The 15583-nt window shown below is 42.5% G+C and carries 14 protein-coding genes; 10 read left to right on the plus strand and 4 right to left on the minus strand.

Annotation, left to right across the window (positions count from 1 at the left end; translation table 11 throughout):
- The 3 genes from DWW85_RS06875 to epsC all read left to right on the plus strand — a co-directional run.
- Positions 1-1728 (plus strand): Cna B-type domain-containing protein (locus DWW85_RS06875; protein WP_117808140.1); only part of this gene is annotated, 1728 nt, incomplete at its 5' end.
- A gap of 261 nt (positions 1729-1989) precedes the next feature.
- Positions 1990-3615 (plus strand): response regulator, encoded by a 1626-nt coding sequence (locus DWW85_RS06880; protein ID WP_117808141.1) that lies wholly within the window; start codon positions 1990-1992, stop codon positions 3613-3615.
- A gap of 184 nt (positions 3616-3799) precedes the next feature.
- The gene (gene epsC / locus DWW85_RS06885; RefSeq protein ID WP_021943530.1) at positions 3800-4702 is read left to right on the plus strand and encodes a serine O-acetyltransferase EpsC; all 903 of its coding nucleotides are present in this window, start codon (positions 3800-3802) and stop codon (positions 4700-4702) included.
- A gap of 462 nt (positions 4703-5164) precedes the next feature.
- Here epsC and DWW85_RS06890 read toward each other — a convergent pair whose 3' ends face one another.
- The 4 genes from DWW85_RS06890 to spoVT all read right to left on the minus strand — a co-directional run bounded on the left by DWW85_RS06890 (position 5165) and on the right by spoVT (position 7177).
- Positions 5165-5404 (minus strand): RNA-binding S4 domain-containing protein, encoded by a 240-nt coding sequence (locus DWW85_RS06890; RefSeq protein ID WP_117808142.1) that lies wholly within the window; start codon positions 5402-5404, stop codon positions 5165-5167.
- Between the two features lie 69 nt (positions 5405-5473).
- Entirely contained in the window at positions 5474-5932 is a 459-nt protein-coding gene (locus tag DWW85_RS06895) for a ferritin-like domain-containing protein (RefSeq protein ID WP_117808143.1), read from the minus strand.
- 239 nt (positions 5933-6171) lie between these two features.
- Entirely contained in the window at positions 6172-6444 is a 273-nt protein-coding gene (locus DWW85_RS06900; RefSeq protein WP_117808144.1) for an HU family DNA-binding protein, read from the minus strand.
- 187 nt (positions 6445-6631) lie between these two features.
- Complete coding sequence (spoVT, locus tag DWW85_RS06905) at positions 6632-7177, minus strand: stage V sporulation protein T (protein ID WP_021943528.1); 546 nt, start codon at positions 7175-7177, stop codon at positions 6632-6634.
- Positions 7178-7510: 333 nt separating this feature from the next.
- Here spoVT and DWW85_RS06910 point away from each other — a divergent pair, with 333 nt between their 5' ends.
- From DWW85_RS06910 to ftsH, 7 genes are all read left to right on the plus strand, one after another.
- Positions 7511-7795, plus strand: a complete 285-nt coding sequence (locus DWW85_RS06910) for a YabP/YqfC family sporulation protein (protein ID WP_117808145.1) — start codon at positions 7511-7513, stop codon at positions 7793-7795.
- Positions 7795-8175 carry a spore cortex biosynthesis protein YabQ gene (gene yabQ, locus DWW85_RS06915; protein WP_117808146.1) on the plus strand — a complete coding sequence of 127 codons (381 nt, stop codon included), beginning with the start codon at positions 7795-7797 and terminating at the stop codon, positions 8173-8175. Before DWW85_RS06910 ends, yabQ begins: the two co-directional genes overlap by 1 nt.
- Before the next feature lie 85 nt (positions 8176-8260).
- Positions 8261-8560, plus strand: a complete 300-nt coding sequence (locus DWW85_RS06920) for a septum formation initiator family protein (protein WP_117808147.1) — start codon at positions 8261-8263, stop codon at positions 8558-8560.
- A 130-nt stretch (positions 8561-8690) separates the two neighbouring features.
- The gene (locus DWW85_RS06925) at positions 8691-10814 is read left to right on the plus strand and encodes a SpoIIE family protein phosphatase (protein WP_117808148.1); all 2124 of its coding nucleotides are present in this window, start codon (positions 8691-8693) and stop codon (positions 10812-10814) included.
- A 210-nt stretch (positions 10815-11024) separates the two neighbouring features.
- A complete protein-coding gene (tilS, locus tag DWW85_RS06930; RefSeq protein WP_117808149.1) occupies positions 11025-12467 on the plus strand; it encodes a tRNA lysidine(34) synthetase TilS in 1443 nt (480 codons plus the stop codon).
- On the plus strand, positions 12451-12972 hold the full coding sequence (hpt, locus tag DWW85_RS06935) for a hypoxanthine phosphoribosyltransferase (RefSeq protein ID WP_117808150.1): 522 nt from the start codon (positions 12451-12453) through the stop codon (positions 12970-12972). Before tilS ends, hpt begins: the two co-directional genes overlap by 17 nt.
- Before the next feature lie 49 nt (positions 12973-13021).
- Positions 13022-14944 (plus strand): ATP-dependent zinc metalloprotease FtsH, encoded by a 1923-nt coding sequence (gene ftsH / locus DWW85_RS06940; RefSeq protein WP_008402561.1) that lies wholly within the window; start codon positions 13022-13024, stop codon positions 14942-14944.
- Positions 14945-15583: the final 639 nt, after the last annotated feature.

The raw sequence follows: 15583 nt of genomic DNA on the forward strand, positions 1-15583 counted from the left end.
TATGGCTTAGCAGTCAGTGGTGAAGGTAATGTCACCGTCACCAAGGATGCGACAGCAACAGCAACCGTAACGAACACTTATACACAGGATAAGGGAAGCCTGACGGTAGCCAAGGCAGTTGTAGGATATGACTTTGGAGCAGCAGGTAAGAACTTTACAATTTATGTAACAAACGCAAGTGGTGAATATGTTCTTGCAGATGGAAGCATAAGCGCAACCAAGACAGGAATCAGCGTGCCGGCAAACGGAAGCGTAACGATCAATGACATTCCGGTAGGAACTTATACAGTAAGTGAGGAAGCAAATGGAACCGCGGTTAAGGATTATGGCTTAACAGTAAGTGGTGCAGGTGATGTAACAGTAACAAAGGATGCGACAGCGACCGCAACTGTAACGAACACTTATACTCAGGATAAGGGAAGCTTAACGGTAGCCAAGGCAGTTGCAGGATATACCTTCGATGCGAACAAGACATTTACGATCTATGTAACAAATGCAAGTGGAGAATATGTCAAAGAGGATGGAAGCATAACAGCAACCAAGACAGGAATCAGCGTGCCGGCAAACGGAAGCGTAACAATCAATGACATCCCGGTAGGCACATACAACGTAAGCGAAGCTCCAACCGGAACAGCAATTACGAATTATGATCTGACAGTCAGTGGCGAAGGTGATGTAAATGTAACAAAGGATACAGTTGTCAATGCAACCGTAACAAATACATATACATATCTGACTACATCCGTAACTGTTAAGAAAGCATGGAACGATAATAACAACAAGGCCAATAAGAGACCTGGATTTGTAACGGTACAGCTTTATGCCGGAACAACTATATCAGGAATTCCGGTACAGCTTGATGAAAGCAATGGTTGGACAAAGACTTGGGATAATCTTCCGAAATATGATGCAAACGGATTAATCCAGTATACGGTCAAGGAAGTAAATGTACCTAAGGAATATACCGACAGCATAACAACAGATCCTGCAACAGGTGAGATTACAATTACAAATACAAGAACCAGCACAAAGGGTAAACTTGTATTAACAAAGACCGTTGTTGGTGATGTCGATAAGGCAGAAGCTGAAAATGTGATCAAGTTCAAGATTACAGACGAAGCAGGTAATTCCGAGACATATGCACTGACTGATTTCCAGTATGATGTATCGACAAAGAAATATACATTAGAACTGGATAAGCCGGCTGGAACTTATACCATTGAAGAAATACAGTATGATATTGATGGATATGAAACAAGCAGCATCAAATACGTAGTAGGAACAGGCCTTCAGAAGGATGGTAAGTCAGCAGAAGCAACAGTAGTTGTAGATGAAACAGTAAATGTTGCATTTGTCGATACATATGATAAGACAACTACAACAGAGAATACGACAGAAGTTACAACTACAACGGAAGATACAACAGAGATTACAACCACGACGGAAGATACAACAGAGATTACAACCACGACGGAAGATACAACAGAGATTACAACCACAACGGAAGATACAACAGAGGTCACAACTGAAACAGAAGATACAACTGAGACAGAAGACACTACGGAGATCACGACAACGGAAGACAAACCTTCCACTCCACCGGATACACCAAAAACCGGCGATGATGCTCCACTTATGCCACTTGTAATCCTGTTTATGCTCAGTGCAGCAGGAGTTGTAACAGTGATTGTTGTAAAAAAGAAAAATGATCGTGCAGATCGTAAATAAAACGAATCTATAAAAACAACAAGTAAAGGTCAGGCACTCTGGTATGCAGAAATGCATATCAGGGTGCTTTTTCCTGTTATTTATGTCGAAATATAGCGAATGAATTCTAACTGAAAAAAGAAATAGTTGCACAATGTCGAAATATCGGTTATAGTAATTGCAATGCTAGAGAGATCTTGATGGAAGAAAATCAGATAAGGTCTTTCGAAAAACGGAAAAAAGAAAAAGGGGGGACGGTCTCGAAGGTGAGACTATAAACGTATGAGTAAGATAACATATGTCAGAACGCAACGGGATAAAAAAGTTGCATTTCTATTATTTCTATTTAGTGCTATTCTGATAGCGCTTATTATCTGGGGTGGGAATGTATTTTCCAAATTTGAACAATATGTTGATATATCCAGTAAGAATACGATCGCAGCAATGATGGAACAGGTAGAACATTCCTATCAAATGCAGATTAATTCAATGTATGAAGAAACAGAACGTCTTGAGAACTATCTGTTTGATGGCAAAACGAGGTCTGTTGTACTGGCAGATTATGAAGATTATTTTATAGCTATGGAGAATGATTCTGTACGGGATATCGTATTCGTTGATCATACCGGAAAATATATCTGTGATGATGGCAAAACAGGAACATTGGATTTGGGTGATACAAAGGGCACTCTGTTTGATGTTGGCGGTCAGTCTGTCCAATATTGTACCTGGAGAAACGGAGAAGAAATATTTGTTGTAGCAAAAAAATATGAAGCGTTCTATGTAAATGAAAATGAATATGAAGTCATAGCGTTTATTTATAATACAAATAGGGTAAATGATCTGTTTATTGATTCCGCATACGGGGGACAGGCAAAACTCTATGTGACAAATGCAGACAGCATGGTAACATATGCGGATCTGGATAATAACGAGGGTATTGTGCGCAATTATAATATCCTTGATCACTATCTGGATGAGTCGGTGATCGGAGAGGAACAATATGCACAGATCACAGAGGATTTCAGCGAAGGCAGACAGAATTGTGTTACCCTATATAAAGGAAAAAATGCAGAATATTTCTATTACCAGCCATTAGAAGGAACGGAGTTCTTTCTCGTATTTCAGGCGCCGTGTGCAGTGGTACAGAGTGTATTGACGGATTATCAGAAGAAGGTGTCACGTTCATGGATGGTTACGGTTGTGATCATTGCATGTATCATGTTAGTGCTGGCAGTAGGTACGGTCGGAGCGATCCATATGAGGACCTGGTATGAATATGAGCGACAGACGGCTGATATGCACCGGGAAAATAATGTACAGTTGCGGCGTATGAATGCAGTGATGGAGGAAACCGTCCGGGAGTACCGGTTAGCACAGGAAGGGGCTTTGGAAGAAGAAACCGAAGAGGAAGCGGCTGAAAGAGCGGCGGAGGAAGAACGGGAAAAAGAAAGACAGATCCGTGAAGCACTTCCAAGGGTCGCATTCGTAGGCGAACGTTTTCTGCTGGTCGATGATAATGATATGGAAGGACTGCTTTTGCGGGAGGCATTGACCAAAAGAGGAGCGGAATGTACCATAGCAAAGAGCGGAGAGCAGGCATTGAAGATGTTTAAACGTTCAAAGCATGAAAAGTTCCAGTATATATTGATGGACGCTGATATGCCGGATATGGATGGCTATCAGGCAGCCAGAAGAATCCGGCTGATGGATCATCCGCAGGCAAAAACGATACCGATTCTGGCAATGACTTATCACGCAACACCAGAGGCTATGCGGATGGCAGCTATAACAGGTATGTCCGGTCAGGTTGAGAAGCCGGTTAAAATGCAGACGCTTGCTCTGATCATAACTAAACTGAAGAGTAAGAACAGGGTTCATCCAGGATATGATTATGACAGAAAATAGCAAGAAACCGAAAAAACAGTATTTGTATTTTCTGTTGAAGTGTAATGATAAAACTATTATTTACATTTTCTATTGAGATGTTATACTAATGCTATATGCAGTTAGAGATGGATGATGTTTTACAGGACATATGATATTACGCTGCATATATTGATATTAGGAAACGAAATGGAGTAAGACTGGAATGGAATTTGAAAATGATGTAAAAGCAGTCGTTGCAGAAATGGCTGAGGCATTAAATAAGAATTATTCGGATCAGAAATTATTTGATCTGTCACTCGGAGAGCGACTTCCGCAAAAGGATGAGATCATTGATTTTGTGGATGAATTGCGGAAAGTAACATTTCCGGGTTTCTTCGGGAGAGAGAATATGGCATATGCTAATAAGGAGTATTTTGCAGGACATAAGTTGTCATTGATATATGATAAATTATTCCGTCAGATCAAGGTGGCATTGAGTTATAAAAATGATGCTAAGAGTTATCAGGAGATCACAGAGGAAGCGCAGGAGAAAGCTCTGGGCTTTATCCGTTGTATACCGGAGGTTCAGGCACTTCTTTGCAAAGACGTAGAAGCAGAATATAACGGAGATCCGGCTGCAAACAGCCGTGAAGAGATCATCTTCTCCTATCCGGGGTTATTTGCGATATTTGTATACCGATATGCACATGTGCTCTATCAGATGAAGGTACCGTTTATTCCAAGGATCATGACAGAATATGCACATGGTGAGACAGGAATAGATATCAATCCGGGTGCCAATATTGGTGAATATTTCTTTATTGACCATGGAACCGGAATCGTTATCGGTGAAACAACCGATATTGGAAATAATGTAAAAATCTATCAGGGGGTTACCCTTGGTGCGCTGTCGACCAGAAAGGGCCAGCAGTTGTCCGGTGTCAAACGTCACCCAACCATAGAAGACAATGTAGTTATCTATGCGAATACAACCATTCTTGGTGGCGAGACCATTATTGGTGCAAATTCCGTAGTGGCGGGAAATACCTTCGTGACGAAGTCCATCCCTGCAAACACCAAGGTTGCCTCCACCATGCCGGAACTTGAAATCAAAACCTCAAACTAAACAGCCGTAACGCCTTTCATGACGACATAAAGTCTGCCTGTCTGGTTGCTATATAAACACATGACTCATTTCGTTTCTACTCGATACACTCGCCTGTTTGTCAGCAGTCGCCCAAACTCACCCTTACGGGTTCAGACATGGGCTTGGTGCTGACGGCTAGAGTGTATCTCATTACGAAACTACATGAATGTCATTGTTTATTATATAGCAGCCAGACAGGCAGACTTTATGTCTGTATCAAAGACAAAAACAAATGTCCTATCCACAACAGCCTGACTATATATTGACATTAGCAAAAATTTCGTAATGAGATGCACAGTGCCAGTAAATACGGGTGCCTGTTTGAGTCCGAAGGACGAGTTGGCACAGGAGGATTTACGAATCAGGCATGTGCAGCGAATAGAAATTGTGCGAGTCAATTATAGTCAGGCTGTTGTGGGTAGGACATTTGTTTTGTTCGTTTTACAAATAGCGAAACATGTCTTTGGCGTCCTCTTTTTTAGTGGAGTCGGCAATCATCGTTACCTCGACTTTGACGGTCTTGTTGCCGAAGCCGATCTCGATAACGTCGCCGACCTTCACATCAGTGGATGCCTTGGCAACCTTGTCGTTTATCATAACACGTCCGGCGTCGCAGGCTTCATTTGCGATGGTTCTTCTTTTGATCAGTCGTGAAACCTTTAAATATTTGTCTAATCTCATTTGTATATCTCCTTTTGTATTTTAAATGATAGTGTTCCATATAGTCGTAAGAGTATTTTGTTGGAAGGCTTATGCCATTCCATTTACTGTTTTGTATTTGAAGAGCATTTCGGCGTGATTCTGCTCTTCGACCTGGATGTCAGCTAGAAGCTTACGGATCGCACTGTCACCAAATATGAATACATCACTGTTATATTCAGAGGATGCGAGCTTTTCGCTGGTGATACAGTCTGTTGCAAGAAAGGCATCATCCTTCTTATCCTGAGACTGTCCGAGCTGACTGTAGGTAGCTTTTGGGTCGTAGTCTCTGCCATCACTGTCATTGCAGTTGCAGCTTGGTACGGTTCCGGTCAGAACCTGCTCCAGACTGTCATAGTGCTTCTGTTCATTTCCCTTCAGCGTGGTAAATAATTCCTGTAACACAGGATCCTTTGCCTGGGCTGCATATTTGTCGTATTTGTCAATGCAGGCCTGTTCCAGTGTCTGAAGATCCTTGATCGCCTGTTTTTCCTTTTCTTTTAAGACCATAGTTATTGCCTCCTGCTTATTTAATGAATTGATACATATAACAGGTATGCAGGGACAACCGGCAGTACGCTGTTTTTTGCATCTATCAGAAGTATTGCCAGAAGACAGTCGGGTTATTCCGGCAAATAATCATATCATACAAGACTGCAGTCCGATTATTCTGGAAAACAGAAAAGCAAAAGGGATGCTGATTTATACGATGCAGCATCCCTTAAGTACTTGATTCGTTCTATAAAAAACTAGTTAAGTGAATCCTTTAAAGCCTTACCAGCTTTGAATTTTGGAGACTTAGAAGCAGCGATTGTCATTGTTTCGCCTGTTCTTGGGTTTCTACCTTCTCTTGCTTCTCTTTCAGCAACTTCGAATGTACCGAAACCAACTAACTGAACCTTCTCACCCTTCTTTAATTCTTCAGCTACAACGTCTGTAAAAGCCTTTAAAGCCTTCTCAGCATCTTTCTTTGATAATTCTGTCTTTTCTGCTATAGCAGCAACTAATTCAGTCTTGTTCATCGAAAAAATCCTCCTAAAATACTCATAATATATTATCCTGGTGAGCTAAACCGGATAACTCCTGGCGTAAGTCACGCCCCAACATGTATATTTATACCTAAAATGCCAGTATTTGTCAAGGTTAGAACGCCATTTTGCCTTGAAAAACCTTGATTTTTCGCCATTTCTCAAGGCAAATGACATAGAATTAGTTCTCCATCTGTTTTCCGAGAAAATTAGCAGCAATGATCGCGGTTTTCTGTTCAGTTTCCCCGAAACGCATTTTGTCATCTTTGCTCAATACAATGACCGCTCCGATCGCGTCACCTTCACAGATGATCGTCTGGATCACCTGTCCGGCATAGTCAGTGTCATCGGAAGTGATGTTGACATATTTTGTATCACCGCGGCGGGCAATTACAGCTTCCCGGTCATTGATGACATCCTCCAGATCCTTGTGGATGGATTTGCCGACCAACTCTTTCTTTGGCATGCCGGCTACTGCAATGATCTGATCGCGGTCAGTGACGCATACCGGACAGCCGAGGATCTGTGAAATGGAATCTACATATTGCTGTGCAAAGGTTCCGAGCTCGCCGAGCGGGGAATATTTTTTTATGATAACTTCGCCGTCTTTTCCGGTAAAGATCTCAAGGGGATCACCTTCCCGGATCCGAAGCACACGCCGGATCTCTTTCGGAACAACGATCCTGCCCAGATCGTCGATACGTCTGACAATTCCTGTGGGTCTCATACTTAATTTTCCTCCAATACCCATATTTTGTAAGAATGATTTTTTGTTGTAATAAAAATACATCCTTTTTTGCTAGGTTTTAGCTTTAGAGTTAGTATGTGGCAAATGTGGGGAATTATACTCTTACAAATACGAATGGATATAAATTTATGGCTAAGAGATGGTAAAGAACAAAAAATAAAAATCAGTCAAAACTGATCAATATCGGCAAGCTGGAAGAATTGTTTGTTGAGATATGGGATTGAGAATAGGTTCTACTGCAGGTATAAGCTTCATATACTGTTCTAACAGACTTAAGAAAGCTTCTGAAGGCTTTTTGGAAAAGGGGAATACATGGAGAAGGTACAGAGCACAGGAAATTCCGATGGACATAAACTGATCATGGATGACAGAAAGGAAGCAAAGATAACCGGAGTGGAAAAGGTAATCTCGTTTGAACCGGATCTGGTATATCTTCTCACAAAGGCCGGAAAAATGAAGCTGACCGGAAAAGATATGCATATGACGAATCTGGATATTGACAAGGGCGTTCTTGACATGAATGGAAAGGTTGACTGTATTTGTTATATGACAGATAAAGAGGACGGAACATTTTCGCTTAAGAGGTTGTTTAAATAATGACGGAAATGATGGAACAACAGTCAACTGCGTTTGTCGTATGTGTGTTATGCGGCGTAATCATTAGTTTTCTGATAAGTTGTTTTTATGCTTTGAAAAAAGTGATAAAGATGCATGACGTCTGGATCGGTATTTTTGATCTGATGTTTTGGCTTGCATTATGTGCAATGGTTATTCTGGTGATGTTTTATTATAATAGCGGAGAGATTCGGCTGTATATTTTTTTAGGATTTTTTTCGGGAGCCGGGGTGTATTTTGCTACTATAAATTGGGTTGTTTCTAGACTGCTGGACTACATATTGTATGGGGTGAAAATGGGGTTGAGAAAAGTGATTTTAAAGGCAAAAATGCTTGTTGACATAATTTGTTCGAGAAGGTAAAATTATGTCAATACACTTCGAAAGAACTGTTTTTATAGCAGAACAGGTCTGTTCGAAAAGAAGCAGGAAACAGGGGAAATGGACCATGGGTAGAAGCAATACCGGAAGAAAACAATCGAAGATCAGTACCGCTATTATTCTGATCACTCTTCTTTTACTGGTTGTTGTCGTGTTGGTGAAGTCGATTCAGTTAAGGGAGAAGAAAGCAGAGTTGCAGGTACAGGCAGCAGAGATTACTGCCCAGATTGAAGATGCACAGAACGAGCATAAGAAACTAGAAGAAAAAGAAGACTATATGAAGACGAAGAAATACGTTGAGGATGTTGCAAGAAATCAGCTTGGGCTGGTATATCCTGACGAAATAGTGATTCGCCCTGAAGAATAAACACAGAATTAAGAAAGAAATATAAAAAAGAGTCAAAGAAAAGTGATAGCTGTTTTCAGCTTTCGCTTTTTTTTTACGTTCAGTCTCCGTATAATGTCTGACACTTAAGGCAAAAAGGGAGGACATATATATGAAAGAAAAAAAGGTGAATCGGGTTTTGTTGTATCTGCTGGGCTTTCTGTGTGGCCATTCTGCGGTTGTTGGAATGCATCCGTTTATGGTTCCGATGCTGGCAGCGGTTTACAGCATCAGACAAAGTACGTTTGGGTTGTTTGCAGCTATGCTCTTTGGCGGAGCAGTTATGTATGGGATCGGCGGTTGGAATGCAGGAAACGTTTTTCAGATGGGACCGTATGTAATGGGGGAACAGCAGCTTCCGGTTACATATTTTCTGTTAAAATATAGTTTGATACTGATCGGTGTTCTGGTCGGTCTGAACCTGACGGAGGGAGTTCGGAGAAACCTGTCCGAACACACAGACAGAAGTGGAAAAAAGACAAAACGAAAAGGTGTGAAACAATCATATGGAACCAATATCCGGTGGATTCTGGCTGGCATATGCGCCATACTTGTCTTTGGAATCAGTACGGTCTGTGGTCTGATGGTCGAACCGGTGCAGAATGCCCTGCCGGCTGCCGGCTGCGAGGCGGTGATCTCGACAGGATTGATTCCTGCATTCCGCAAAGGTCTGGAGGTTATCCTGCTGCATAAGAGGGAACGGGATCATTATAATGAAGAATTGCTTGGAATACTGATAGTAGTTACAGTATGTATATGGGGAATGCCATATAAAATAGGAGGAGTTGTTACCTGGCTGCTGATGACCGGTCTGTATCTGTCCTGGTATACGTTGCATCGGTTTGGAGCCGGATATGGAATGGCGGTAACGGGTGTATGTGGTCTGATCACAGCGATCAAAAGCGGACAAGCAGAATTTGTCGGAAGTTTTTTTATCTGTGCGATCCTGGTGCTTGCGGGCAGAGCACTGTCGGATAAGAAGAAAACAGGCACTATTGTGTCAGTGCTGCTTGCATGTATATTGATCGGACTTACTTACGATCCATATTTTCTGACACCTGAGGGGATAAAAAGTGCTGGCAGTGCAGTGCTGTTATTTGCAGCGACACCAAAATGGATGCTTACCGTCAGGGATGGCTGGATCCAGTCGCAGTATAATTTTCAGACAGCAACGGAGATCAACCGGATAACGGCAGAGAAAATACGGGAATTATCCGGGGCATTTAAACGGATCGAATATACGCTTGCCGGATGTGGCCCGGCGGCTGCCAAGGTAGATCTGGGTGAGATCGGAGATATGATCGGAAGATTTTCCGATAATCTGGAAACGGCAGAACCGGTTCCGTTTAACCGGGAGGAGCAGTTGCGGACGCGCTTTCTGGAACAGGGGGTGATCATGACGCACCTTTCTTCGATGAAGAATGAAATGGATCATGTACAATATTATATAACAGCCAGAACAAAGAATCAGAAAATCATGTTGTCAAAGGATGCAGCAGACATTCTTTCAGAGGTTTTTGATAAGCCAATCCGGGCATCCGAGGATACTTCAGCGATCATATCTGAAAATGACCGTGTGATCACATTTGAGGAATGTGCGAGGTATCGCTGCAGTTATTTTGTCAGAAGGATCAAGAAATATGGTTCCAATGTATCGGGAGACAATTTTTCGGTGAAGGAGCATGAGGATGGCAGACTTGTAATGATGATCTCGGATGGGATGGGAAGCGGAAGCCTTGCATCCTGCGAGAGTACGTTGATGATTGACACGATGGAAGAACTGCTGGATGCTGGCTTTGATCCTTCTTATGGAATTGCATTTTCCAATAATTGCATTTCCGAAAAAAACAGCGGACGGTGTTTTACAACCTTTGATATGGGAATCGTAGACCTGTACAACGGGGAGCTGACACAGTATAAGCAGGGGGCAGCACCGACATATATTATACATTCAGAGGGAATCGAGGTTCTTTGTGGGGCTTCACTTCCGATCGGAGTTCTGCCGGAGGCAGAATGTGATGTGATCCATCAGGAGCTGGAACCGGAGGATCGACTGGTGATGGTGAGTGATGGAGCATTTGGGGATGAAGAGGATATGCGTGAGATCCTGGAGAATCTGGATACGGAGGACTGCAAGGAAACGCTGGAGTATATCATTTCACAGGTGCTTCTGCGTTGTGAAGGCAGACTTGAGGATGATGTGACGGTGATCGTGGCAAAATTGGAAATAGCATAAACTTTCCGGTTTGTTACTTGAAATTTATAGCAGGCTTGTATTAAGATAACGAAGAAATGTATATGACAGATGTAAAATAACGAAGCTGCATATATCGGTGGATGCAGGATTTTAAAGAAACGTATATACAATATGCATACAAAGATACAGGTAATGAATATAGATGATCGAATATCCGAATCATAGAAGACGGACAGGTGTGGAAAACAGATGACAGAAAATACATTAGAAGAACAGATTTATCAATTTATAAAAGAAAAAAATTTGCTTAAAGCAGGAGATGTCTGCATCGTTGGTGTGTCCGGCGGAGCGGATTCCATCTGTCTGCTGACGGTTCTGGCAGGGCTTCGGGAGAAAATGGAGCTCAAGCTGTATGCTGTCCATGTTAACCATATGATCCGCGGAACAGAGGCAGATGCAGATGAATCTTATGTGGCAGAGTATTGTAAGAAGCTTGGAATACCATGTGACTGTTACCATATCGATGTGCCGCAGCTTGCAAAGGAACAGAAGCTGACGGAGGAAGAAGCGGGAAGAAATGCCCGGTATGAGGCATTTGCCCGGGCAGCGGACAAGTATGGCATCACTGATTATAAGGTGGCAGTTGCTCATAACAAAAATGATGTAGCAGAGACGGTACTGCTCAACATGGTAAGGGGAACGGGGATCGCCGGAATGGCCGGAATACCGGTAAAGCGGGACCGGATCGTGCGTCCGTTACTTTCATGTACCAGACAGGAGATTGAGGCTTATCTGGAACAGCAGGAGATACAGTATTGTACGGATTCCACAAATCTGGAAAATGATTATGCCAGAAATAAGATCCGTAATCAGGTGATTCCGGCACTTAATGAGATAAACACACAAGCAGCGGCACATATCAGTCAGGCAGCAGCCTATGCGGCTATGTATGATACCTATGTGACGAAGCAGGTAGGATATTTTCTGGATGAACATATGGAGATACGGAAACAGACCGGAAAAACAGATGCATATGTATTGGAAATCAGGAAGCTGCGGGAACAGGATGAACTGATCGAGGATCTTGTGATCTTAGAATTGATTGGCAGAGTCAGCGGCGGAAGAAAGGATGTCGGTCAGAACCATGTAAGAGAAGTGAAGAAGCTGTATCAGGCAGCTGCGGGAAGTCGGATCATGCTTCCGCATGATGGAATGGTATATCAGAATTATGGATACCTGTGTTTTGAGAAGACAGCAGAGGGCGCACGCGATGTCGACTGGCAGGAGATAGTTATAAAAGGTGCAGGTGAATATATCCTGCCCGGAATGGGAAGGATGAAGATTGAAATATTTGAGAAATCTGTTCATTTAGATTTAACAAAAAAAGAGTATACGAAGTTTGCAGATTATGATAGAATACAGAATGGCATTACTATCAGGAAATATATGGAAAATGACTATATGGTGATCGCATCAGACGGCTCAACGAAGAAGATAAACCGGTTATTTTCATCTTGCAAGATACCGGTGGCAGAGCGTTTGCAGATACCGCTTGTAGCTTCCGGACATGACATCATCTGGGCAGTGGGCATCCGGTTGAGTGAGAAGTACAAGGTACGGCCTGATACAAAAAGAGTGATATGTTTAGAATATATACCAGAAGGAGAAAATGAAGATGAAAGAGCAGATTAAAGTCATGATATCTGAAACTGAAGTAGATAACAGAATCTCAGAGATGGCAGCAGCTATTGATAAAGCATATGCAGGAAAGACCGTTCATCTGATCGGAATATTAAAAGGAAGTGTATTCTTCATGTGTGAGCTGGCGAAGAAGATCACGGTTCCTGTAACCATGGATTTTATGTCAGTCAGCAGTTATGGAGATGATACGAAATCATCAGGAATTGTGAAGCTGAATAAGGATCTGGACGAATCAATAGAAGGAAAAGATGTGATCGTCGTTGAAGATATTCTCGATTCAGGAAGAACGCTGTCGTATCTGATCAAATTATTAAATAACAGAAAGCCGGCGAGCATGCAGGTAATAACTCTGCTTGATAAGCCGGAGAGACGTGTGATTCCGGTTGAATTATATATGACAGGATTTACGATCCCGGATCGTTTTGTAGTAGGATATGGACTTGATTGTGCACAGAAGTATAGGAACCTTCCATATATCGGAGTGATTGAACAGTAGATATCAGACTGTTTATATAAAAAGACAGACCAAAATGAAGGAGTAGACAATGAATAAGAAGAGAGCAAGAAGTGCTGTTGTGATCTATGCGATCATCCTTATTGTCGGATTCCTGCTGATCAACAAATGGCTGGGTGGCAGCAGTAATGTTGCGACCAATTACAGCTATACGGAATTTTCGGCAGATCTGAACGCGGGAAATATCGCAGCGGTAGATATTACACAGAATACAAATGTGCCGACAGCAACCGTGGATGTGGAGTTTGTTTCCGGAAAACAGCTTACATTCTATGCGGCAGATGTTAATGAGATTATTAAGATCTATAATGACTATGAAGCAGCAGTTGATAAGAAGAATGCGACAGCTTCTGCAGAGGATCAGGTAAAACTGGCAAAGTATAATCTGTATGATGTGCAGAAGGAAAGCATGCTTGGCATGTGGATCCCATATCTGATCATTATGATCATTATGGTCATTATCATGACATTCATGATCGGACGAATCCAGGGTGGTGGATCCGGCGGACAGATGATGAACTTCGGAAAGAGCCGTGCCAAGAAGAATGAAGATATCGGAAAGACGGTTACATTTAAAGATGTAGCAGGGCTGGATGAGGAGAAAGAAGATCTGGAAGAGATCGTCAGCTTCCTTAAGAATCCGGGAAGATTCGTAAAGGTTGGAGCCAGAATCCCTAAGGGTGTTCTGTTAGTAGGACCTCCGGGAACCGGTAAGACATTGATGGCAAAGGCGGTTGCAGGCGAAGCCGGTGTACCGTTCTTCAGCATTTCGGGATCTGATTTTGTGGAAATGTTTGTCGGTGTCGGTGCTTCCCGTGTAAGAGATCTGTTTGACGAAGCAAAGAAGAATGCGCCATGTATTATTTTCATCGATGAGATCGATGCTGTTGCAAGACAGCGTGGTACCGGACTTGGCGGTGGACATGATGAGAGAGAGCAGACCTTGAACCAGTTGCTTGTTGAGATGGATGGTTTCGGTGTAAATGAAGGAATTATCGTTCTTGCAGCAACCAACCGTGTGGATATTCTTGACCATGCGATCTTAAGACCGGGTCGTTTTGACCGTAAGGTATTCGTAAATCGTCCGGATGTCAAGGGTAGAGAAGAGATCCTGAAGGTTCATACAAAGAATAAGCCACTTGCAGAAGATGTAAATCTGAATGATATTGCAAGAACAACGGCAGGTTTTGCAGGTGCTGATTTGGAGAACCTGATGAACGAAGCTGCGATCTGTGCAGCGAAGGATAACCGTGCTTATATTGTAAAAGAAGATGTAGATAAATCATTTATCAAAGTAGGGATCGGTGGAGAGAAAAAGAGCCGTCTGGTACCGGAGAGCGAGCGCAGAATTACCGCTTATCATGAATCTGGTCATGCGATCCTGTTTCATCTGCTTCCTCATGTGGGACCGGTTTATACCGTATCTATCATCCCGACCGGAACCGGTGCAGGTGGATATACGATGCCGCTTCCTGAAAATGACAACGTATTCATGACAAAGGCAAAGATGTTAGAGGATATCAAGGTAAGCCTTGGCGGACGTATCGCGGAAGAACTGATCCTTGAGGATATCACAACAGGTGCTTCGCAGGATATCAAACAGGCAAGCCAGTATGCCAGAGCAATGGTTACCAAGTATGGTATGTCTGAGAAGCTTGGACTGATCAATTATGAAAGCGATGATCAGGAAGAAGTGTTCCTTGGACGTGATCTTGGTCACGCGAAGAATTACAGTGAGAAGGTTGCGGGAGCAATCGATAAGGAAGTTAAGCGCATCATCGATGAATGTTACGCAGATGCCAGAGCAATCCTTGAAGCACATGAAGACATCCTTCATAAATGTGCAGCGCTTCTCCTTGAGAAAGAGAGAATCGACCGGGCTGAGTTTGAAGCATTGTTTGATGATGTTCCAAATGCAAACTCTACTGCAAACGCAGAGCCTTCAACAATATAGACAATAGTAACACGAACAAATTGATTGAAAACCAATAAAAAATTGTACATGTTGCACAAAAACGGCGTTTTTTGAATAATTTCAAAAAACGCCGCTCTCTGTTTTGCACAATAAAATTTTTAAAATAAAAAAATGTTTGGGCAGACTTTTAGAAGCATTTGTATATAATAATACTTGTAACCCCCCAATACATTATATAGTTTTGGCTACACCCCATAAGTAACAAAATACCTTCTCCAAAAGAGGCAGTCGTGCGTTGACTGTCTCTTTTATTTTTATGGCGGGCACTACTCATTCATCCTGACGGTCTGGGACTGCCTGTCTATCTGCATTATAAATAACTTTCTGCGGTTTCTGTTCACTGCACATGTCTGATTCGTAAATGCTCCTGTGCAACTCGCCCTTCGGGCTCAGACAAGCACCCGCATTTACTGACAATGTGCAGTAAACGACGAAATCCTCAAAAACGTTATATTATAATACAGATAGACAGGCAGCCCCAGACCTATATGTCTTATCTTTTGCCTAGACAATTTTCATGGCAATAGTCCGTATAAAAAGCCCCACAGCATCCTCCACCGCTCCCCGGGGGTCTGCCCCTGTTATAAATACCATTGCAAGGCTTTCGTTATGAACTGC

Source organism: Clostridium sp. AF17-21AC (assembly GCF_003461365.1).
Lineage (GTDB): Bacteria > Bacillota > Clostridia > Lachnospirales > Lachnospiraceae > Coprococcus > Coprococcus ammoniilyticus.